This is a genomic window from Aeromonas sp. FL131 (genome assembly GCF_049860615.1).
Lineage (GTDB): Bacteria > Pseudomonadota > Gammaproteobacteria > Enterobacterales > Aeromonadaceae > Aeromonas > Aeromonas hydrophila.
In genome coordinates, this window is the sequence record NZ_CP187596.1 from 76,931 (window position 1) to 100,047 (window position 23,117).

Annotated in this window: 18 protein-coding genes; 5 read left to right on the forward strand and 13 right to left on the reverse strand. The window is 50.2% G+C overall.

All coding sequences use genetic code 11. The features are described 5' to 3' along the window. Window positions 1-15 precede the first annotated feature (15 nt). The 13 genes from ACPW75_RS24755 to ACPW75_RS24815 form a co-directional block, all read right to left on the reverse strand. Entirely contained in the window at window positions 16-936 is a 921-nt protein-coding gene (locus ACPW75_RS24755) for a type II secretion system protein (protein ID WP_210538353.1), read from the reverse strand. Then, window positions 936-1,442, reverse strand: coding sequence for a prepilin-type N-terminal cleavage/methylation domain-containing protein (locus ACPW75_RS24760; RefSeq protein ID WP_210538354.1), 507 nt, complete (start codon window positions 1,440-1,442; stop codon window positions 936-938). Before ACPW75_RS24760 ends, ACPW75_RS24755 begins: the two co-directional genes overlap by 1 nt. Before the next feature lie 63 nt (window positions 1,443-1,505). Continuing rightward, entirely contained in the window at window positions 1,506-2,024 is a 519-nt protein-coding gene (locus ACPW75_RS24765; RefSeq protein WP_216945327.1) for a prepilin-type N-terminal cleavage/methylation domain-containing protein, read from the reverse strand. A gap of 14 nt (window positions 2,025-2,038) precedes the next feature. Beyond that, a complete protein-coding gene (locus ACPW75_RS24770) occupies window positions 2,039-3,076 on the reverse strand; it encodes a type II secretion system F family protein (RefSeq protein ID WP_210538356.1) in 1,038 nt (345 codons plus the stop codon). Beyond that, window positions 3,073-4,656 carry a GspE/PulE family protein gene (locus tag ACPW75_RS24775; RefSeq protein ID WP_270697776.1) on the reverse strand — a complete coding sequence of 528 codons (1,584 nt, stop codon included), beginning with the start codon at window positions 4,654-4,656 and terminating at the stop codon, window positions 3,073-3,075. Before ACPW75_RS24775 ends, ACPW75_RS24770 begins: the two co-directional genes overlap by 4 nt. After that, a complete protein-coding gene (locus ACPW75_RS24780) occupies window positions 4,610-5,338 on the reverse strand; it encodes a hypothetical protein (protein ID WP_210538358.1) in 729 nt (242 codons plus the stop codon). The genes ACPW75_RS24775 and ACPW75_RS24780 overlap by 47 nt, the downstream gene beginning before the upstream one ends. Then, window positions 5,335-6,459, reverse strand: a complete 1,125-nt coding sequence (locus ACPW75_RS24785; protein ID WP_210538359.1) for a hypothetical protein — start codon at window positions 6,457-6,459, stop codon at window positions 5,335-5,337. Before ACPW75_RS24785 ends, ACPW75_RS24780 begins: the two co-directional genes overlap by 4 nt. A 4-nt stretch (window positions 6,460-6,463) precedes the next feature. Continuing rightward, entirely contained in the window at window positions 6,464-7,969 is a 1,506-nt protein-coding gene (locus tag ACPW75_RS24790) for a hypothetical protein (protein ID WP_210538360.1), read from the reverse strand. Between the two features lie 2 nt (window positions 7,970-7,971). Further along, the gene (locus ACPW75_RS24795) at window positions 7,972-8,877 is read right to left on the reverse strand and encodes a hypothetical protein (RefSeq protein ID WP_210538361.1); all 906 of its coding nucleotides are present in this window, start codon (window positions 8,875-8,877) and stop codon (window positions 7,972-7,974) included. Continuing rightward, the gene (locus ACPW75_RS24800; RefSeq protein WP_210538362.1) at window positions 8,868-9,437 is read right to left on the reverse strand and encodes a hypothetical protein; all 570 of its coding nucleotides are present in this window, start codon (window positions 9,435-9,437) and stop codon (window positions 8,868-8,870) included. Before ACPW75_RS24800 ends, ACPW75_RS24795 begins: the two co-directional genes overlap by 10 nt. 145 nt (window positions 9,438-9,582) lie before the next feature. Then, window positions 9,583-9,909: a hypothetical protein gene (locus tag ACPW75_RS24805; RefSeq protein ID WP_210538363.1), complete on the reverse strand. Its 327-nt coding sequence runs from the start codon at window positions 9,907-9,909 to the stop codon at window positions 9,583-9,585. A gap of 313 nt (window positions 9,910-10,222) precedes the next feature. Further along, a complete protein-coding gene (locus ACPW75_RS24810) occupies window positions 10,223-10,492 on the reverse strand; it encodes a hypothetical protein (RefSeq protein ID WP_216945329.1) in 270 nt (89 codons plus the stop codon). A gap of 353 nt (window positions 10,493-10,845) precedes the next feature. Beyond that, window positions 10,846-11,247 carry an H-NS family nucleoid-associated regulatory protein gene (locus tag ACPW75_RS24815; protein WP_210538364.1) on the reverse strand — a complete coding sequence of 134 codons (402 nt, stop codon included), beginning with the start codon at window positions 11,245-11,247 and terminating at the stop codon, window positions 10,846-10,848. 2,518 nt (window positions 11,248-13,765) lie between these two features. Here ACPW75_RS24815 and ACPW75_RS24820 point away from each other — a divergent pair. From ACPW75_RS24820 to ACPW75_RS24840, 5 genes are all read left to right on the forward strand, one after another. Next, on the forward strand, window positions 13,766-18,772 hold the full coding sequence (locus ACPW75_RS24820; protein ID WP_210538610.1) for a helicase-related protein: 5,007 nt from the start codon (window positions 13,766-13,768) through the stop codon (window positions 18,770-18,772). 159 nt (window positions 18,773-18,931) lie between these two features. Beyond that, a complete protein-coding gene (locus tag ACPW75_RS24825) occupies window positions 18,932-20,686 on the forward strand; it encodes a PRTRC system ParB family protein (protein ID WP_425904485.1) in 1,755 nt (584 codons plus the stop codon). A gap of 287 nt (window positions 20,687-20,973) precedes the next feature. Further along, entirely contained in the window at window positions 20,974-22,128 is a 1,155-nt protein-coding gene (locus ACPW75_RS24830; RefSeq protein WP_210538612.1) for a DNA polymerase III subunit beta, read from the forward strand. Between the two features lie 124 nt (window positions 22,129-22,252). Further along, a complete protein-coding gene (locus ACPW75_RS24835) occupies window positions 22,253-22,729 on the forward strand; it encodes a hypothetical protein (RefSeq protein ID WP_425904486.1) in 477 nt (158 codons plus the stop codon). Window positions 22,730-22,740: 11 nt separating this feature from the next. Further along, window positions 22,741-22,956 carry a hypothetical protein gene (locus tag ACPW75_RS24840; RefSeq protein WP_210538489.1) on the forward strand — a complete coding sequence of 72 codons (216 nt, stop codon included), beginning with the start codon at window positions 22,741-22,743 and terminating at the stop codon, window positions 22,954-22,956. Window positions 22,957-23,117 lie beyond the last annotated feature (161 nt).

The window sequence follows — 23,117 nt, forward strand, 5'->3', positions numbered from 1 at the left end:
TGTATTTATAGCCAGTTATTTGCTGCATTGTTGTTGGACCAAGACGGATGCATTTGCAGGAGCAGGAATAAACCATGCCTGAGTTCCATTCTGGTCAGTCTCCCATATTCGGACATATGCCCTGGTCCCATCAAACCGCCCTTCCACAGCCCCCATGTTGTTAAACGGGAAACCGTTTTTGCTATATGACAGAGGGATCACATTTACTTTTCGAGTTCCACGATTTGCTGGACAAGAGACAAGTGAAACAACTTGGTTGTTTTGTTGAACATTCCCCCATGCCAGCCCGGAAAGTACGGTACGGTTTGTTAGACCTGTGATTGAAAGATCCTTTACGTTCTCGATAGCATAACCAGCTGCATTCATGTCCCCTTTTAGCGCCCTTGATCCATCCAGCATATAAAAGTTATCGTGAGAAACTTCGGTGCCTGGCCGACCAATTTCGGCAACAATATTTGTGCCAGATACTGTAGCAAAAGGCAGAGATGACAGTAATCCAGCGGCAACATCATTTCGGTGGTCAGCTGGGACCTTTGCGAGTGGAATGGTCAATTCGAACCGTGGAATTGTTGGATTCCCAGCAACCCCATAAGTTCTAACAGATATAGCATCCCCCCAAAGAGTCTCTGTCATTGGCCGGCAGTTACCCGCACTCGCGTCACTTGCAGTACAGTTCCTAATGTACCCTTCATTAATTAGTACCTGGATAGAGGATGGAAAGTTGGTCGGCGTGACAGTGTTATTACTTTTTGCCAAGACCTGATACCTTTCAGCCGCTTTTGAAAACAGCTCAGTAATGCGATTGCCTTGCTGCACAGCAGCAGATTCAATTCTTTGTTGTCTCAGCTCATTGAAAATGATCATGCCGACAAAAATTAAAACTGGAAGAACTATTGAAAGTTCAATGAGCGTAAATCCACTCTGGCTCCTACGCATTATTTATCTCCAATGCCATGTGCCCAGCAATTTGTTGAACTCCTATACATCTCTCCAAACGAAGATAGTCTCGGAGACTTAATAGGAAACTGATATGATAATGTGCTAGCTGAAATATAGTCAGCACCTGAGTCAGTATATAGCTCACCGGCAAGAGCAGCATTTCTTACATCTATTGAAACGATAACAGAAACAGGTTCACCCCCACGATATCCAAAAGCGAAACTTGTCACCCATGGCGCAGGATATACAGACGTTTGTGGCACACCTGTTGTAATTAAATCAGTATGGGAAATGCTAATGCTAGTCAGGCAACCACTTGACACCTTAAGTCGCAGGGTAGTGTTAATTCCCGAATTCACATCAGAGGCAATACCATGAACCTTTATAGATTGCTCAACGATGTCAGCGTTATACCTAATAGCAGCCACGCCAAATGAGATAGTGACAAAAACAGCTATAGCCACCGAAAACTCAATCAACGTGAAACCACTATATTTTTTCATAAATTGACCTGTCATGTTCAAAAAACATGGAGGCGGCAATGCCACCTCCATAGCAAAGATAATTTACATCGTTCCCTTAACACTACTACCAGTGACGGTAATGGTTGTGCAGCCTGTAGCCGTCTGACAACGCCCAGTAGTCATAGGGGCCAAGGTGTCTGCAAGATCGGTAATGTAATCTGCCGGCAGGCCCGCCATAGTGATATCAACCAGACTGGGGTTAGTGGTATTAGCTACAACCGTGATATCACCACCAAAAGCATTTGCCGCCTTACCATCTTTGGCTGTACCACAGACGCTGGCATCAAGCAGTTTAGAGCCAGTCGCACATAGGACGCTCATGCTCACACCGTTTTTATTCGGTCTTCCTTTTTTCCAACGCTCCGTTGCTGTTGTAATTTGCTGCATCTGCTTTATGAGAGACTCTTGCTTAGTTTGATATTTGACACCTTCAGCAACTTGAAGAACGACCACCAAGAGGACGGCCGCAATAGCTACCACAATGGAAAACTCGATCAATGTGAAGCCGCCTTGTTTTTTTGAAACCATTTTTTTATTGTTCTGACTTACGTAGTTCATCATTCAACCCTTATATATTAATAAGTAACTCTAGCGGACTGCGCCACTACGAGATATATACCACCGGCCAATACAGCCATACCGCAACCTGCAGCCATCATAGTCAGCAAGTTTGCCAACTTTCCCAAACTAATAATCTGTTTTTTAAGCCTCCTTCGCTGTCTCATCGAGCTTTGCATTAGCACCGATGGAATGTCTTCACTATTACTTAAAATCTTAATCCTTTGAATTTCAGCTTGACCAAGCAATCCCACATCAAAAACATCACCATAGTTTTTCTTCCCTGATGCAATCTTCAACTTTATCTTCTGAATTTTTGCTCGCAGCCAACGACTTGAGCCATGCCCAATAATGCTCAAGCAATCATTAATGCCGACCCCGGCCCTCATAAGACTGGACACGCTAGCTAATACAGCTATCGCATTCAGATCCCTATACTGCTTAAATACAATGGAGTTATCAAGTGACTCTCTGTTAGAAACATTAGGTAACATCCACATCAATCCTATGAGGCCTGTGATGCTCATACATAACATCGAGAACATCCAGTTGTGACTGAATTCAGCAAGGCCCCATGCCACTTGTGATATACCACCCCATTTGTAGAGCGGTAGTCTATTTTGCATGTCCAGCATATATTCATAGGACGGACCACCCGCCACTATCAACAGCCCGACAATCATTAATGCTGGATACTTTACTGCATTTAAAATATCTAAAGTTAATCCAGATGCATCTCTGATGGTGTTGATTCCAACATCAAGCCCCATGTCTATGTCACCGGTTTCTTGACCGGCTGAAATTGTAGATATTATTATTGGAGAGAACCACCCTTGCATTCCAGATGTAACCGGCCGACCATTTCTGATAGCCATCAGCATGTCACCTGCGAGCGCCTTGGCTGATGCAGAACCGAACTCAACCAAGTTGATGCATATATCCTTTTCATCAATGCCAGAGTTTATTAGCTCCCTAAAATCCTCGAGGAATTCAATTTGGTTGGTTTTAAAAAAAACCAACTGGAGCCACTTCTTTGAAATAGTGTCAAAATTCACAGCAGCTCCTTAACTTGCTCGGCAGCAGAATGAATATCGCAAATACCATCCCTTACTTTCTTAAGAGCATAGTGCCGGATGTTTTTCCACCCGTTTTGTATTAAATGAATCTTCCATGCCAACGCATCACCTTTAGCTATAAATTGGCGGTCATCATCAGTTAATACAATGACCTCCATTACCAATGTTCTTCCCTTTTCACCTGAGACACATTTGCCGCAGCCACTGCTATTTTTCACTCTAGCGTGGCCCAGGTCATCGCCTAGTGCTTTGCGTAAGGTGGTCTGCTGCTCCTCAGTTGCCTTTTCATGTGGTATTGAGCAATGCGGGCAAAGAACTCTTATTAACCGCTGATGCGAGAAAACTGAAAATACATCAGGGCTACTTGCAATAACTGATGGAACACGTAAGTGCTCTACCAGTTTTGTTGCAATACCGGTCGCACTTGACGTATGTGTTGTTCCGATTAACAAGTGCCCGGATTCAGAAAGGTGAGTAAATTCCGCAGCACTTTTCTGGTCACGCACCTCGCCAAAGTAAATCACATCAGGATCTTGCCTGAGCATAACCTTCCCGTAATACGCAAAGTCTCGTTCTTTACCTTTCTTCGTAAGACCATAATCGATTCGCGTTTGAGATACCCCGTCAAGAGTCCATTCGGGAGGGTCTTCAAGGGTATTAATGTTTCGGCCATCCTCAATTGTTGATAATCCAGCCATAGCAACAGTGGTTTTACCTGAACCGGTAGGCCCAGAAAATAGAATGGCCCCTTGAGGCTGTTTAAATGCAAGCTCGATGATTTTGACATGATCATCATCCATCCCCATATCTGCGAACGAAGGAATATCATCTCGAATGGGAGTCAACAATCTCAGTACGGTTTTGGTACAATCTTTGTCATCGCTACTGCTGCTAACTGGTAGCATTGATGTCCGCCAGTCCCATGCCTTCTGAACATTATTCACAGCTATGATCTTGCTAAAGCTTCCTGCATTTGGGATTAATGCTGAATAGCTTTCCTCTGAGCCACTGTGACCATTGAACACATAAGCCGTCAGTTCTGCACCATATTCCTTTGTCTGTGGCGCAGATATGTCAACTAGGCGCCCATCAATACGGCACTTTATTAGTGTTTTCTGTCCTTTCACTAAAATGTGTATATCAGAGCCACCCATTTTGATGCATCTAGCCAGCAATCCCATCAAGCGGTCTTCAACTTGGGTTGGTGCAACATCAGTGGCGTGCTTAGTGCTCTGGTGGGTGGACTCGACACTTAGAGTTGAGCCAACCTGTAAGGCATTCAATACTACTTCGCTGTCGGCCAGATTAATCTTAGGTTCCTTGCCATGCAGCAGAACCTTAACCTTAGCAATTATTGTATTTAAGTTGTCGCTCTTTGGATCTGAGGTGTAAACGACCCAGTTCTCATCAACAAAGCAACTTTTGTCCTCCCGGCAAAGAGCTAGGATTTCATCATCATCAATTAAAGACACTGTGCTTTTAATTGCCATATTCATATAAATACCCCAACCGTCAATAGGCCATATTAATGCAGCGAGCCAATTTTCCTTGGCTTGCACATAACTGCCTGTCATTCAGGGAAGTAATCTTGATCCCGTCGATTGTCTTACCTATCTGAGCAGGGGTCATTCTTCCAGACTCACCAATTGATACATACGCGGTCAATATCCCATCTACGCGGGCCGCATATCGCAGAGTGAGTCTGTCAAGTTTGCTACCGGGGGAATCCATCACCTTGGGCTCATTAAATGCGATCCCCGTTCCAACAGGCATTGGAGCACTTGGTGACACGGTTGCGCCTACAGGCAATTCGTCCTGTAGCAAGAAGGCCCCAGGAGGGGGGGAGCTTTTGGCAGGCTTCTCGGATGCAATTTTTTTCTTGGCGGCGTTACTCTCAACCAACTCTTCCACCGTGCTTGTTGCCAGTAAAGCCTCAGCCTTAGCCCTTCTTTCACCGAGGCGCATCAGCTCCTGGATGTTTTCCGGTAAATTCGGCAGCCTTACTGCTGACGGGGGTTCAATCACGTTTTGGCTTGAGACATTGCTCCCTGAATCAACCGGAGTTGATGCCTGGGAACGCTGCTCTGACTGTGCGATAAGCGCATTAAGTCGCTCATTTCGTTTAGCCTGTCTATTTTCTTGAGCCTGATATAAATAAACCGCACTTGCACATGCTACAGAAAGCAGCCCTAAATAGGTCACCAATTTTTTAGTGCTAATTTTTTTATTTTGTTCGTTCATTGTGCGCCACCTCCAAACTGAATTACCGCATTATTTAGGGTGCATTCCCCTTCCTTGCTAATGCTAAATGTCGCTGATTCTAACTTAATTGGCATTCCTTTCAGGGCATTACCAAGCTCGTTAATGAACCAAGGATTTGCTTTCGCGATGGTCAGACTGGCCTTTCTGCTTGCCCATACTCCATTAGTTTCAATGGGTTCATAGCTAGCTTTCAAAGCCGAAATTAGTGAAAGCTTTGAAAATATCTCAAAAACTTTGTCATCAAGCGCCTTGAAACTGGTGTGATGTGAACTCCAATAGGAACTCAGAGGGACAGGCACGCGAATAAATGGTGATGACCCACTGAAAGACATAGCTAGGATATTTTTTTCCGCCCATGCATTTAACACATTTCTATCGATCACAACGTCAGGCAATACCATATTAATGCTGCCTGGCTCGATTGTCCCCACAGGTAAATCCGTGACTACAGGGATAGTTCCAAATTTCGCGCACGTCACACCTAACTCACTAACCACATCTCCAGCAAGCTGCACATCTGTCCATGCTGCGCGATAGGCATACCAGGGATCCATCACTTCCGGCGGAGGCGGCGGCGGCGGTTCAGGCCATAGAAACCATGTAGCTGCCGCAATACCTGCTAAACAGACAAGAGATGGCTTAACCATTCTTGACAATGCAGACCCACGAAACTCTATGAGTTCAAAGTCATCAGGCTTTAGATTTAAAGCCTCAATTATCGTTGTCTCTACACCCCGAACAGGCAATTCAGTTGTAGAAAATATGCGCTCAGATGGATGTACCTGTAACCATTCAGACAGTTCCGTTGCATCGACAACTTCATCACGGCGAATTTCCCCGGCCTCCCAGAGCACGCAGCGATAGGCACGGTCAGAAGCAATTATGCACACCCACTTCCTAGGGGTGTCTTTCACTTCTTCAATGAGAGCCTCGGCAATACACTCGCCCCAAGCTATATCAGCTTCATCGGAAGCGACCCGCGTGATCAGGTCCCCATTCTCGAATATCCGCTCAAACTTAGCCGGGTACTCGACTCGCCACCGCTTCAGGACTTCCTTTGGCTTGCTGCCATGCGGCAGCGTTGTTCTGATAGTTCCCATAACTTTATATCCGCTTAGGGGTGATCAGAACAATAGTTTCTGTCATGCTGCTTGCGCCTGAATTCCCGCCCAAGAACGGATTCTTGAGTACAGATGTCTCATCTGATTTATTCGACTTCTGCTTGTATCCATTGAGCACGAGAGTCTCACCATATTTAAGACCAACATCTTGATCGAATTTTATTTCTTGCACCTGTGGTGCACGAATAGTGACGCCACTCACTTCTGTATCTTCCCAATTGATAACCTTGGATAGAACTCCAGAAATTTGAAGGTTTACCATGTCATCTGAAATATTTGGCATAACTGACATGGTGAGGCCATCACTAACTACAGCATCTTCTACTTCAACGCTTGCATCAGCATTTTCATTCGGCGTAACTGTCACTCTCGCAATATATGTCAGCTTTTCAGAGTTATCGATGGATGCAACTCTGTTATTTCTTGCAACAGTTCTCGGCTCATATTCGACACCAACATGCCCTTGAGTTTGTAGCGACTTCATCAGAACGGTCGTACCATCCCATTTTGGATTTGTCGAAGTAAATGAAAATCCATAATTCCCTGTATCGCCCAGGGTTGGCAGTGACGGACCAGCAAACTGCAGCTTTCCTTCTGAAACATTGCGAATAACATTCCAGTCAATGCCAAATTCAGATCCTTTACTCCCTTTGAATTGAAGCACCTTGACTTCAATCATTACCTGCCGTGCTATTGCCTGTTTTCTTGATGAAATATAGCTCTCAACCAAACTCATCCGATGCGGAGTTGTTCTAACCAGAATTGAAGCAGTCGAGGATGTTACAATTACATTCCCTTCCAATGGGTTCTTATCGTCCTTACTTACACCGTCACGACTCAGAATTGACTTTATAGCCGCCAAATAGTCATCAAAGGGATTTATGTCTACCACTTCGGTGGTTGCGTAAGTATCCGAATTACCAAGGGAGCTTGTAACAGTTCGGTTTGCCAATCCCTCACCGCTATTATTAACTGAGTTGGCTTTTCGTCCAAATAGGAATGAACTTTTACCCAAAAGTGAATTTAACTCGAATACTTTGGTTACATATCGTTCAAAATTTATTTTGTTCCCATGAACACTTACTGAGATATCAGCCTTTGCTGCTATCTCGTTCAGTGCCCCATTGATATCTCCCTGATAGTCTACTGAAATAATTTTGTCCTGGACCACATCAGGTCCATAGTTTACTGCAATTTTCTGATTTGCCGATTGCAGCAGGTTCCTTACTGCAAAGCTAAGCGGTATATCTTGCCCTTGAATTGCGGCGGGCTTTCTGACCCACCAAGGAGCCCCCTCCCCAATTGTCGGGTTCAAGTCCAAAGGGGGCTTATCGATGTAGATGCTTTTAGAGGATTCTTGTTTACCCTCATATGCCTTGATTTGGCCAAGTGTATCGTTAGCAGCATCTTTCTGCTCCAAATGGTCCATAGCACCACACCCTGAAAGAGCGATGATGACAGCCATTGCTATAGCGCTACGCGTTTTCATAATCAGTTCCCCTGCACAAAATAAACGTGTTGTGTTGACTTCAGTAGCTGTGGTTGCACTGGGTATGATTCGATCAACGCATTAAGTGCTGATGCTATATCCCCTCGTTCCGTGACGATTGGCCAGCTTGACGGAACGTAGTAATCATCCTGAGGGCGCCAGTCTTGTGCTGTCGTATTCCATCCATAGGACTCTGTTAGTCGAATTGCATTTGCTTTTAGGCTGCCGGCAGCGACATTAAATGTCTGCACCAACACCCCCGGAACATGAATTACTGCACTTTTATTCATAGCGTCATAACTAACAATGAACTTTCCATTTGTTTCATTGCCAAACGAAATCTGTGCTGCGGATATTGCCCCTTGGAAATCATTCGCGGAGAAATGCGTTTTCTTTGGAATGGATGTAAAACCAGTAGGCACTCCACCGGGAAAATAATAGAGAACTGTTTGATAACCGTTATCTCTGAACCATCTCGAGAATGCACGCTCCCAAGTTTCACCGGCTCGAACAATCAATGACGTTTTTTCTACTGTGACGACAATCGGTTTTGTTTTATTAATGGGAACGAATACCTTCCCACTCGTCACAATAGGTGCCTGGGATTTCATCAACACTGTGGGCGTGTTTACTATGGGGTTCGTTGCTGATTCAAGCATCGGCTTCATGGTACTACTTGCAGTCGCAACAGAAGCCCATTCGTGCCTAGTTGTTGCTTTCTCAACCTTTTGTTGAACAGCAGCAGCCAAGTCATTTTGCCCAGCTCCAACAGGGTTTTGTGCGACGGTGTTGGTTTGGTTGCGTGTCGACACGATCTGTGGGGCGCTGTGATCTTTATACACGTTGCTCGGGCTGCACCCTCCCACCAAGGCTGCGGCTACCGCCACCGACAGGAGCTTCAGTCGCACTTGATGATCTCCGTCGCTGTGATTGTCGCAGATCGATCCCTTTCATGAATCTGTGGCAGAAGCGGCAGTCCAGCCAGGAACGCTTCAAGAGCCTTTATCGGCTCTCTTTTATCGACCTCGAATCCGGCATCAAACTGCCAGTCGCAGTGAGCCGGGACGGTCTTAGACCAACGGATTGCCTGCAACCCCAACGCAAAGCGGAGGCTCTCCAACTGCCCACGTAGCGATCCCGGATGCACGCTGAAGTAACGTTGTTCGCGGTCCCGACGAATAAAATTGATCGCCTGCTGACGGTCATTGATGATGTGTCGTAGACGAGTGATCTGGCCGGTGATCCGAGCGTTATGCTTGGCATACTCATCACGCAAAAGGGCCAGGTCGTTCTGTAACAGTTCGATTTCAGTGTTGAGCTCTATGAGCGTCTTGTCGCCATAAGTATCTCGTGCCATCTCCGTCATTGGCAGAGTTCTTCTCTCAGGTCGAGAGTCGCCTGGCGAAGCCTGCACCTGCGGTATCCCCAGCAGGGCAACGACACTGAATGCCAAAATACTTTTTCTCATAGACGCCACCGTATAGAAAATCCTAGGTGGCGTTATACCGCACTCAAGCGGGAATAATTGCACAGCAAAAATGGGGGGGGTTTTCTGAGCGGTCTAGAGATCCGAGTGAAAAAAAACCCGCCAATTACTTAGGCGGGTTCTGGGTTTATGTGTTTTCCATCTGGCGTTGTCGCTGATGGATTCGGCTTGGCGTGAACTGACCCGACCATACTAGTCCTGTGTCTATCGTGACCTCTTGCCGTATCCTGACCTTCATGCTCTCACCACTCATGTCTTGGATCGTCGCAAGTAATCGACTCTCAACAGAGTACAGGAACTCGAGATCCTTCATAGCAAGTTTGAGTAAGGCTTTCTGTCGTTCTTCTTGCATTTTCGCCTTGCGATTTCGCATCTCAAAAATGCAAGGGATCGCGACAGCGATTACTGCGAAGAACCCGGAAATCAAGGCCACCGTGATACTTACGCTTTCCATGGTGTCCTCCCTTAGTATTCATCACTCAAGATGATTGTTGTATTCCGACGATCACCCTCCGTGATTACCCATATGAAACATTGGCTTTGCCCTGCTGGCAGGCTTGATAGGACTCGCTCCCCAGTCCTGATTGCATCAAGGTTTTGCAGTCCCTGTGTATGGTTCCACAGTAACCCCTCTCTATGTGAATCCAGCAAATCAGATGATGCTATCCCTAGCCGTTTCAAGGCTTCCAAAGCGGGTAGAGTTGCAGTACACATTCCTAACTTGAACATATTGAGCTCCTGATTCTGTGCCCTTGTGGCTTGAATTGTTAAGCCACCTTCTCTGCTAGCGCGTTGGCAAGCAGCAAGGGCCATGTAGGATCAACACCGTTCAGTGCATTTATGACTTGATCAGCATCTAACACGCTAGATGTGAAAGTTGAATTAAGTAGGTCTATGTCTGCGGCCGGCGTCCTTACAACAGTTTTTATGAAATTGCTTCCTTCACCTGGGCTCACACTTGCATAGAGGTTAGAGTTCCCCAGCCTTACAAGCTGGCCATTAGATATGAGTTTTCCAGTATTTGTTACTTCGAACATGATTTAGCCTCGTTGAGTTGGGGATTTGCGCCCGAGTTGGTGTTGGTCACGAGTGGCACATTGCAGACCGAGTGCCATAGAGACAGCCTTGGGCTGTTTCTGCATGTGCGCTGACGCCGGCGAAATACCGGTGAACGGACATGCAGAATCAGCCAACGAGGGCCTGGGTGATAGATCACGGGTGGGAATGCCGGCGCAGGGCTGGGGGATTGATGTTGGTACCTGGCCGAGGATGGCCTGTCCCCACGAGGGCACCGAGGACTAATACAGAGTAACCTAGAGGGCCAATATCTGGCAATCAGGTACAGATTCAAAAGTTGATGGCCATGCCAATTTTGGCATGGCCATCACCTTCAGATGAGGAAGTCGTCCAGTGATCGCCCTTTAGCAATCTCTTCGGCCAGGTACTTCGGGGTGCGCCCCTGCCCTGTCCAAGTTTGTTCGATTCCATCGACGACATAGCGATACTTGGGTGGTCTCGGAGTGCGCTTTTTCTTGGAGCTAGTATCCACACCTGCAGTATCCCCAAGAAGCTCTTTGGGATCGATGCCGGCCTGGGCAAGCAACTCCTGGAACTCGGCCAACTTGCTCTTTCGTTCTGATTGAGCAGCTATTTCTTTGTCTGCCTGAGTCTTACGTTCCAAGTACACCAACTCGAATTTCTCGTGGGCCTCTTGTACTTGTTCAAACGGCAGGTCACGAAGAGCAGCCCGGAGGCTTCGAATATTCAACAGAGTTTTAAAAAATTCTTGCATGCAACAGTCCTACTCAAAAGAACTAACTGGAAATTGCCAGCTATTAGTTCATGGTTTCGATCGTTCTCTGTAAACCCAATAAAGCCGAAGCCCTGAAGATGAGCTTTTCGCTTCAGTTTTCAATCATATCGTTATCACCGTTAAAATAAACGCGATATTTCTAACATGGCGGAGGGGCATCTCAACACTTCGTCAGTCTCACAGATCACCCCAATATTCCTCCGGGTCAGGGACTCTGGGTGCGTGTGTGGCGTGTCTCTGCTCCTCAACCCCATCGTCATAGCTCTCTTGCCACACCCTATATGGTTCACCCCCGAGCAATTCTGGATGAAATGGTCCTTCTCTTTGTTCTCCAAGACGCCGACCATTTGAATCGTTCCATCCCTGCCTGCGCCCTTCTGTTCGGCAATACCGGGAAATCTGCTCGATTTGCTCGCAGGAAAGTTGATTCACTTGAGCTCCACTCCAGCTCTCATCACCGAATGCATTTGAGGAAATCCGCGGCAACACCATTGGATCGCCGGAATTGATAATCAGTATTCCCATGTATCCCTCACACTATGAAATCTGGGTCGACAATCCAAGTCACACCTTTGCTCACAACCGCTATTGGTTTTACACGCAATACATATAAGGCATTCCGGATTGTTAATCTCCCAGTCACGAGATACCTAATTACTCTCAGAAAATATCTCATCTTTCCTTCCGGTGAGAATAAAATGTTGTCCTTCAGTCAGTGGACATAGCTACACAACATCTAGCCAGACCACCGACTTGATTATCCTCCATCCGTTACCCCATTTCATCCTCTTCCTTTTTGTCCATGGTCTGCTGCTAAATCACCACCTCGCCGCCGCTGGCCACCCTGGGTGCCGAGCTCATCGGCGACCCGGGGCACCAGGTCCCGACACCGGCCAGGGGGCCACCTGCAGCACCGGTTCACCCGCCCGGCCGCCGGCAATGGCCATCCTGGGCGCCGAGTACGCGGCGGCCCGGGGGCCACCTGCAGCACCGGTTCACCCGCCTGGCCGCCGGCAGTGGCCACCCTAGGCGCCGAACCCGCGGCGGCCTCGGGGGCTCACTGCGTACCGGATCCCGGCACCGGTCCGGGGGCCCACTGCGCACCAGATCACCCAACCTCCGCCGGTGGCCACCCTGGGCGCCGAGCTCATCGGCGACCCGGGATCCCGTACTCAGCATGCACACCGACAAAACCCCACCACCACCCAGGCCCCTCCGCTCCCCGGCGCCGGCCGGGGGCCCACCGTGCACCAGATCACCCACCCGCTGCCGGTGGCCACCCTGGGCGCCGAGCTCATCGGCGACCCGAGGCACCAGATCCCGACACCAGCCCGGGGCCCACCGCGCACCAGATCACCCACCCGCCGCCGCTGGCCACCCTGGGCGCCGAGCTCATCGGCGACCCGAGGCACCGGATCCCGGCACCGGTCCGGGGGCCCACTGCGCACCAGATCACCCAACCGCCGCCGGTGGCCACCCTGGGCGCCGAGCTCATCGGCGACCCGAGGCACCGGATCACCCACCCGCCGCCGCTGGCCACCCTGGGCGCCGAGCTCATCGGCGATCCGGGGCACCAGGTCCCGACACCGGCCCGAGGGCCCACCGCGCACCAGATCACCCATCCGCCGCCGCTGGCCACCCTGGGCGCCGAGCTCATCGGCGACCCGAGGCACCAGATCCCGACACCGGCCCGGGGACCCACCGCGCACCAGATCACCCACTCGCCGCCGCTGGCCACCCTGGGCGCCGAGCTCGGCAGCGACCCGACCCGGGGCACCGGATCCCGGCAGCGGTCCGCCGGCCACCTGGACAATGCATCAGATCCCCCTCGGCAGTGGCGGCAGTGGCCACCATGGGCCCCGAGTTCGTCGGCGGCCCGGGGGCCACTGCAGCACCAGCCAGCTGGACACCCTGGGCGCCGAGCTCCTCGACGACCCAGGGCACCAGATCCCGGCACCGGCCCGGAGACCAACTGCGTACCGGTCCGCCGGACACCGCACCAGATCACCCGCCCGCCGCCGCTGGCCACCATGGCCCCCGAGTTCGTCGGCGGCCCGAGGGCCACCTGCAGCACCGGCCCGCCAGGCGCAGCACCGGATCACCCACACCGGCACTGGCCGCCCTGAGCGTCACCGGAGAATCGGAACCGCAATTCAGCATGCACACAGACAAAAGCTTCGACCCAGCGCACCAGCGGGAACATCCTGGCCACTTGCAGCACCGCGCCGCCGCTCTGCAGAACGATGCCGCGAGCACATCGATGGTGCAGGCCAACTCAGTGACCCACACATCGGTTGGGACTGGGGGCAACTCAGTGCCGGTATTCGGCGTGTGTTCAGGAGGTCATGGCTGGCGGGCTCGCCTGTGAATACCTGCAAACCTGGATCTACTTGCTAACGGAATGGATTAGGCCATCAGTCCTCTCATGGCTCCAGTTGCATTGTGAAGATCTGAGGGATGATCGACGTAAGCAAAAAATCGTCTACGGGTGCTATAAATGTCCTTTTTGAACGCAACAGCTTTTCTTGATTACTTGTTTTGCCCTCCCCTTCCTGGGCACAAAACCACCGTCATCGCAAAAACGGTGTCACAAAAAATCAGGAACAATCTTGAAGCGATCAAAATTGTAAAGCGGTGTTTGGCTGATGGCTCGCTGGCTGTATCTGACGTCGAGCGCGATGTCCTTACTCAGTATGCCGGATGGGGTCAACTATCAGGACTCTTTGAGCCAGAACACCCCCAGCATGCCGAATTGAAATCTCTTGTCACTCAAGCAGAATTCACGGCGTTGGAAGCATCTGTATTGACCTCCTATTACACCTCCGAATGGATTATCGATGCCATGTATCGTTCCGTCGCACGCCTTGGTGTGCAGGACGGTCCATTGCTCGATTTTGCTACAGGGTCCGGTCACTTCTTGGCGAGTCGCCCGGCGACTCTTTCAGCGATGAAATCCTTTGCTGTTGAGCTGGATGGCCTGACAGGGACTATCGCCCGCTTATTGAATCCTGCAGCCAAGATCTATGTCAACCAGCCGTTCGAGCACGTAAAGCTCCCGTATAGTGGCGACTTTTCCTTAGTTATTGGGAACCCGCCATACAGCTCTGTTCCTGCCAGGGATAGAGCATTTGGCACACTCCCACTACATTCCTACTTTCTGATTAGAGGGTTGAGCGAACTGCACCACGGCGGGCTTATGGCTGTTGTCGTATCAAGCTGGGTAATGGACTCCAAAGATAGCGATGCGCGGCTATCTCTCTCGGCCCGGGGAAATTTGGTTGCAGCCTGTCGTCTGCCAAATTCGGTGTTCAAGGGTGAAGGGGCCAACGTTGTTACCGATATTCTGGTCTTTCAAGCCTGCCAGCATCCGGAAGAAAACCCTTCATGGATCGACACCGTAGAGGTCCACGACGAAGCAGGCTCGGTATATCGTGTGAATCGCTTGTTTGTGGATCGTCCTGAACTCGTCGCCGGCAAAATCTCAGCACCTGGCACCTTCAATGTGTCTTGCAACGTTGCAGATCCTGGCCGTGATCTTGCGAGTGTTGTAACTGAAATCCTCGATATCCAGACCTCCAACCCTTTGTTTTTCCGTAAGTCTACTGCTCCGGTTGCAAGGAAAGGTGTCGTTTCTGCCCCCGCAGGTATGGACGATGTTGGACCATATGAATTTTGCCAAACTCCGGCGGGTGAGCTGATGCGTCGAGTGGCAGATCATGTTGATGAAAACGGGGTTAAGATGCCCACGTTCCAACAGTGCGAGTTTAAATCAGCCAAAGATAGGCTACGTGTAACGGCCATGCTGAGAGTTAAGAGGGTGTTGGCATCACTCATCAACGCAGAGCAGGGCAATCAGCCAGACGCCAACTTGCGAGCTCTTAGGGCTGATCTCAATGCGACCTATGACCGCTTTACTGCCGACTTCGGTCCGTTCCACGCTTCCAAGAACAAATCCGTTCTTGGGGAAGATCCCTGGTATTACCGCTTGCGAGCTCTCGAGTTGGACTACATCGCGCCGATCAGTGCCACGGTTGCCGAAAAAGAGGGCATCGCAGAGCGTAAAGAGCAATGGAGTAAGGGGAATTTGTTCACCCGCCGCGCAATCACCCCATTGATCACTCCCAGCCATGCCGCGAACCTTGCCGACGCCGTTCTAATCTCCGTGAGCTACAAGGGTGAGGTCGATCTTTCATACGTTCGGGATCTGGTCCGCTTTAAAGGAACAGATCGAGAACTTTTGCATCAGTTGGCCGAACAATCTCTGGCATTTGCCGACCCCGAAAGTGGCAAGCTGGTCATTGCGGCAAAGTACCTTTCAGGTTACATCCCCAGCAAGATTGAGGCTGCACAAGGGGCGGCCGAATCCGACCCTCTGTTTGCTATCAATGTTGCCAACCTGCAGCGAGTAATGCCCTCACCCATCAAGGCGGTAGACATTTTTGCACCGATGAACTCCCGTTGGCTGCCTAACCATTTCCACGCCGATTTTATCCGCCATCTGGTCGGTCATCCAAAATTGAAAGCACAAGTTACCCTTATCGACAACGAGTATCATGTTTCGCATGACTCTCTCCCTCAGACCGTCTTAACTTCTGAATGGGGTACGCAGCGCCGCGACATGACCTCCTTGATCATTGCGCTTTTGAACAATCGCACCATTGAGGTACGCGATCCACATCCGAGCATATCTAATACGACTGTTCCGAACCCGGACGAAACAATGGCCGCCCAGCACAAAGCAGAGGAAATTAAGGCGGCTTGGGAGTCGTGGGTGCTGGATGATGCCGAACGCCGCAACGATATTGAGCTTGCTTACAACGCACATTTCAACGGCTTTGTTGCCCCGAAATACAATGGCTCACACTTGCCTTTAGCTGGTAGTGCAGTTGACCTATATCACACACAGAGAAACGCCATTGCTCGGATCATTCATGAGTCGTGCACTTTGATTGATCACGCTGTCGGCGCCGGAAAAACGTTCACAATGATTGGTGCGGCAAGCGAACTAAGACGCATTAACAAATGTGAGCGTGTAGTGCTGGTCGCTCCCAATCACCTCGTCGCGCAGCATGCCACCGCCGCACAGTTCATTTTTCCAGGCATGAATATCTTTGTGCTCGATAAAACTATGATGACCCCGACCACCCGCCGCACAGCCTTAGCCCGCCTTGCAATGACAGACTTCGATCTATGCATCATTCCGTTGAGTGTGTTCGGGCTAATCCCAGCCCCTCACGATCTCTTGGTCGAAATGTTGGAAGCAGAGATCGATGATCTTCACCGGTGTTTGTCGGAGCTGAAACATGAGCGGTTATCTGTACGCCGGATGCAGACGCGGATCCAGCGCAAAGAAGCTGACCTTGCAGAACTTGTGAACAAACACACTGATGAAATGCTCGACTTTGCGGACCTGAGGGTCACAACTCTGATCATTGATGAGAGCCAATTCGGTAAGAACCTTAGCTATTCTTCATCCCTGCAAAGCGTTGCCGGAATGGGCCAGGCATCAGGCAGTAAGCGAGCCTTTGATCTATTTGTCAAAAGCCGTGCTGTTCTGCGAGCCGGTGGTCGTTATGTTGAGGCTACCGGAACACCAATCCTCAACTCTGTGGTGGAAGCACATCGACATCTGCGAGTGATGTCCCAAGATTTTGCTCAGTCAGCAAAGCTGACCCACTTTGACGCATTCAGTGCAGTCTTCGCTCAGCCAGTGACAGATTATGAATTGGCGGCGTCCGGGCGTGGCTACAAGATGAGAACTCGCATTAGTACATTCACAAATTTGACAGAGCTTCAAGCTATCTACTCAAGCTTCGCTGATGTAGTTACTTCTGAGCAGTTGCCAAATGTCTTGCCAAAACTAGCTGATGGCCGCAGTGCTATCCCTCCCCTCACGGGGGGCAAGATCATCGAATTGGTGATTGAACCCAATGAGCACCAGGAAAACGGCTTCGCTGAAATCGTCAGTGCATATTCTCGAGTCGATAACCGGGAGAACAACCCCCTAAAATTGCTCAACCGTGGGCGAATGCTCTCTCTCGATGCTCGGCTTGTGTACCCAGACGCACCGGACTACCAGGACAGCAAAATCAATACCGTAGTGCGCTATCTGCTCGATAAATATCAAAGTACAACTAGCGTTCGCGGTACTCAGATGGTCTTCATGGATCGTAGCATTCCCGCTCGCCATCGTGCCGGAGCTTCGAAAGAGTGGGCGGCAATTTTCAACCTTGCCAGACAGGGTGATGAAGAAGCGTTAGAGCGTATTGAAGGCCTAGACGAACTCGAACTTACCGCCATGGTCGGCAGTTCATTCAGCCTCTACGATGAGCTGGTAGAAAAATTGGTTGTGGGCGGCATCCCCCGCAACGAGATCGCAGTTATCCACGATTACCGGACAGACGCGAGAAAGGAAGCGTTGCGTGACATGATGAATGAGGGGCAGATCCGAATTTTGCTAGGCTCTACCGAATTGGCAGGCTCTGGGCTCAATATCAACCGGCGTTTGGTTTCGTTGGTTCACTTCGATCTCCCATATCGACCCGGTGATTTGGCTCAACGAGCTGGCCGCATTGAGCGCCAAGGCAACCTGTTATGGGCGAATGATCCCGAGTTCACCATTGATATTGTCGTGCCAATCACCCGTCGCTGTCTTGATGCTTGGCAACTGGGATTACTCAACACCAAGCAGCGTTTTATCAGCCGGTTCCGTCAACTCGATAGCTCCGTCCGGCACTACACAGAGCAAAATGAAGCGATTGATTATGCCGAGTTAAGCGCCATCGTAGCCGATGACCCGCGAATCCTGGCTCATGTCAAAGGCAAAGCAAAGCTGCGAAAGCTTGAGGCAGCCCGGAATAACTGGTTCCGGAATCACGTCAGATTGGACGACCAAGCACAATCCCTTGAGCAAAGAGTCGCAACCTTGGCGGCCAAAATGCAGATGATTCGAGCCGATGCAGCAAACATTGCGGCCACCGCGGATGAGTTGTTGATTACCGTGGATGGTGTGACATATGAAAAAATGGGGGTGGATTCGACGGCTACAGATCGTCTAAACATAACCACCGCCGCCCCGGCTGTCGGTTCAAAATATAGCAGACTGAACTACCGTGCAGATATTGGCAGTCAACACGACATGGCTACTTACCGGGGGGCTACTCTGGTCTATGAAAAGCCATATTTCGCCAAACTGTGCTTCGCCACCGAGTTCACAGTTCGCGGCCCCTCCGGTCATCACTACGAGCTGAGAAATGTAGAGCGCAATAGCATTAACGCTGTGATGGCGGCCTTCGTCGCGCTCGTCGATAACTTGCCGCGCTTACCAAACATAGCCACAGCCCAAATGGCTACTTGGACAAAGAACGCTACCGACTATCGTATTGAGGCTGCGAAGCCATTCAGCGCCCAAGCAGAGCTTGATGAACTGATCCCATTTTTGCGGCAACTTGAAAAGGAGTTGGCAGATTCTGCCATACATTCAGCACATCAAGTGGCCGCTTGAGGAATGATGTAGCCCCTGCTGACAGGTGGGGGGTTCGTTGACGAAAGACATTCGTCTGTTATTTGATAGCCCCAACTTCTGAATATTGGTTTGCCCTCCCTTGCATTGACCGATGCCGTGGGATCATAACCCCATTGAAACCAAAATAGGGTTATGAACATGAACGCATTGAAACAAGGCGCTTCCAATCGCACGGATGATTCTTTGGTGATGCTCACTGTTGATCAGGTGGTCGCAGCCCCCTGGGGCAACGTCCGTCGCGGAAACCGCAATAATGCCAAGTGGACGGAATTTCTCGCTGATGTGAGGCTGCGCGGGATCATCCAATCGGTGACGGTTCGCCCCCATCCAGAAATGGCAGGTATTTTCGAGCTGTTAGCAGGATATGGCCGTTGGGATGCCGCTAAAATTGTGGGTTGCCCTATCCCCGCCCTTGTCGTCAATTGCAGTGACTCAGAAGGCGTTGCCATTGGCATGATGGAGAACCTGCAGCGGGAAGACATGGGGCCGGTTGATGAAGCCCACGCAGCACAAACGGCACTAGCTCTATGCAATGGTGATTACGAAGAAGCCCGCAAGCAACTCGGTTGGTCACTGGGTCGCCTCAAACAGCGACTGCATCTTACTCGCTGCACTCCGGCAGTGCTTGATGCAATCTCAGCAAAATTGGTTTCACTTCGTCATGCCGATTTGCTCGCAGGTATCAGTGCTGAGGCGCAGAACGCTCTGTTGCCCTCAATTACTGAGAAAAACCTTAGCGTAGATGCGCTCAAAGCCTTGCTTGGTAAAGCTTCGGCACCGATTTCCTCCGCGCGTTTTGATGTTGGAGATTGCGCCTCCTGCGTTCACAACAGTCAGCAACAATCCAGCCTGTTTAATGAGTTCGCTGTTGTAGACGGGGCTGTTTGCCGGAATCTTGTGTGCTTTAAACAAAAGACTGCTGCTATGGTTGCGGCCCGCAAGGACGAACTCGCCGAGCGTTACGGCACCATCATTGTACTATCCGAAGTATCCCAAGGTTCGATTAACCATGTAAGCCATGACACGGTTGGCGCAGAGCAGATGTTTGATGGCTGTTTACCTTGCTCGAAGCGCGTTGCATTGCTCGATGACCGCATTGATACCGCGGGTGATGTGCTCGAAGATCGATGTACCGACCCAGATTGCTTCAAAACGTGTGTTTCTAAGCACCGTGATGCAGTGGCGGAAGCTGCAGAAATCACTGAAAAGGCGAACTGGGCGGCAGGGATTGATCCCACCCTCACCAACGCAGCCCAACCCTTGCAAAAGGATGAAGGGAATACGCAGGCTCCCAATGTGCCTAAAAGAAAGGCTGCCGATAGTGATCCCACTACCTCTTTGAGTAGTTCGGTGGTTGCAGACCACAAGATAATGCTTAGACGCGCAGCCGTTGAGGCGTGGGGAAGCGACGCTGAGGCTTCACAGCGTTTTCAACTATCAGTTGTTTTGTCGAGCCTTTTGTCCGTTGCTGGCAAAGCAACCTTTGGACGCGCCCTGCCGGATACCATCGCTGATAGCAGTAAAATTATTGAGGCGTTGCGAAGCGAGATTGCCAGTACCATGAGCTTTATCGTCGAGCGATTAGACGGCACCGGCTACTGCCCCATGGTGGACGTTATGATGGCAACACTCCCCCACGCACCTAACGCTAAGGAGAAGGCTATAGCCCAATGGGTTCCCACACCCGAGCGACTGAAAAGTTACACAACAGATACAATCACCTTCATCTTGAAGGAGTCCGGCTACTTGACTGCCTATGAAGCTGCCCACGATTCCAAAGCACTGAAAAAACTTATCGGTATGAGCAAAGGCGACCTTATCAAGACTGTCGGAGCCTTTGCGTTCGATTGGTCAGGCTACGCCCCCAGCTTTTACCTTAAGGGGTTCGAATAGTCCCTCTCCCCTCCCCCGCCTAGCAGGCGGGGGACACCCCTTTAGGATCCCCTGTGGGGATTTCACAATATGTCCTGTTCCTGGGAGCCATCTAGCGGGGTTGTACTCCGCTAGGATGCGCAAGGGTGACAACATGCTCAGTTCATCCAGTCGGTACAATTTCAGGTTTTTCTTTCTTCCCTTACTCCAACCCATCAGAGGACTTTTGCAAGGTGACCTACCTGATGGGCACTTGCATTATCAAGTTACGGCGTAAGTTGACTCCACGCACCAAGGAGACAACCGTTATGATGGAATTTACCTTTAAATCCAGTTCATCTTTTACCGACGCAATCACCTTCGTTGCAGCTCATGCTAAAGGGAGCATTGCACCGATTCATAAATACCTTCTCCTGCAAATAGCAGAGAGCGGTGTTCTGTCAGTTCAAGCCACAAATGGTGGTTTCTTTGCGACCCGCATGACGAGAATGGATTCGTTCAACGGCACTGGTTCTATCTGCGTTGATGCGGCAAAATTCAATGCCATCGTTCACTCGATGCCCGTTGATGCAATCGCAACTGTCAAGTTTTGCTCTGACGGCAATAAATTATCTGGCGTTGTTCAAGCAGGGCGTAGTCGATTCCAGTTAGTGTGCTTGTCAGCCGACGAGTTCCCACAGCCAGAGATTTGTAATAACACCTCTCGTTTTTCCATCCAAAGCAGCGATCTGATTCCCACCCTGACCCGTCTAAACCGTATGGTTCCGGCTAATGATTGTCGACACACGCTCAATTCCATTTGCGTTGAGCTGGACGAAACGAGGGCCGTAGTTGTGGCATCCGATGGAATGCGGCTGGCTAAAGGAGAGATCCCTATCAGCAGTATTAGCGGTGATGTGCGGGGGCGTCAGCTGTTGATCCCTAAACAACAAGTGCAGCAGATAATTTCAATGACAAAATTGGGGTGTGAGCTGGTAGTTCTCTTTGATACTTCACGCCTTGCCATCATCTGTCCGGTATATGGTTGGAGGCTACAATTCAGCCTATTAGAAGGAAAGTACCCCAACTGGCAGCGTGTTATCCCGAGTCCCTCTGGTCATGGTTGGGCTGATCTAGGGGTAGATAGGGAATATTTCATTTCATGCCTTGAGAGAGCCAAGATTCTTGCTGATGGTCGCAAGCAAACTGTACGTTTCCAAGTTCAAGCTGGGGAGATCACTATCAGCTCGAAGAACGAAGGGAGCGACGAGGGGGCAACCGAGATCGTCCCCTGTAAGATGCCGTCAGGCTTAGACAGAGTATCGGCCATTTTCAATGTCGGTTATCTCGTCGATGCTCTGCGCGGATTGTCCGGCGCAATAGTCAATCTGACCATCGACACCTCGGAGCAGAATAGTGCGGTTCTCATGCGCTCTGAAACTGACATCACTGCATTGCAGGTGTTAGCCCAAGTAAAGGCTTGATGTTATCTAACAGCTTGATTATGTCGTTCTATTGGGGGGCAAGCTAATCGCTATGCCCCTTGCATCAGCCGGTATCGGGTTAACCTAAGTCCACTGAATCAAGAACCAGACCGGAGAAATATCCATGTTCCAGCCCCTGATTGAATGCCTTTCCACTCGCCTCGGGGTGAGTCAGTTCAACCTTCAAGTGTCCGGCTCGGCAGAGTTAACACAGGTGATCATCATCCCCGTTCTCTCGGCTCCTGCGGCCAATGTTACCGGGGCAGGCTATCAGGAGGGAGGACAAGCCTATCGTGCAGCCCTGACAACTCCGGTTATCGTTTCCGCACCTCTAAGTAACATTGATACTCGCTTAGCTGAGATCCTTGACGAGTATGCTCAAGCTCTCTCTGGGACATTGCGCCAGCCCAGCATCACTGAGCAATTGCAGAAAGCTGTATCTCAAGCGGCGGTCAAGGGAGTTGAGCCGAAGAAGAAAAAGGGGGAAGCCACAAAGCCAGTCACTGATGATGCTATTCCAGCAGGGGCAGGGGCAGTTCAGGAGAAGGTTGATACCCAAGCACTTTTTGACCAAGACATTTTGTCCTCTTTGGGTATCTAAGGGGAGTCCATATGCAAACCATCAACTTACTGCGTCGAACCTTTAAAATTGGCTCTGCTATCGTAGATGACCCTGTTCCTGGCCTGCCACTCGAAACGGCACAACAGATCCTATCAGCCACCTACCCACAGGTGCGCTGGACAACCTTGTACGAGACAGATGGCCTTCTGGTTGGGAATACATTGCAATACGAATTTCTAATACCCCCAGTTAAAACCAACGGTTAGATGTTGGAGGGGGGAGGGGATCAAAAACCGCCGCAAGGCGGTTTTATCATTTTGGTGCATAGATTTCAGTCGCCAGCTATCAGTCCTCTAGGGGTGGTTTGAGTGACCCATCACAGTTGATGGGGGGCTATCGTCGGTGAGCTGACAGCCGAAAAATACAG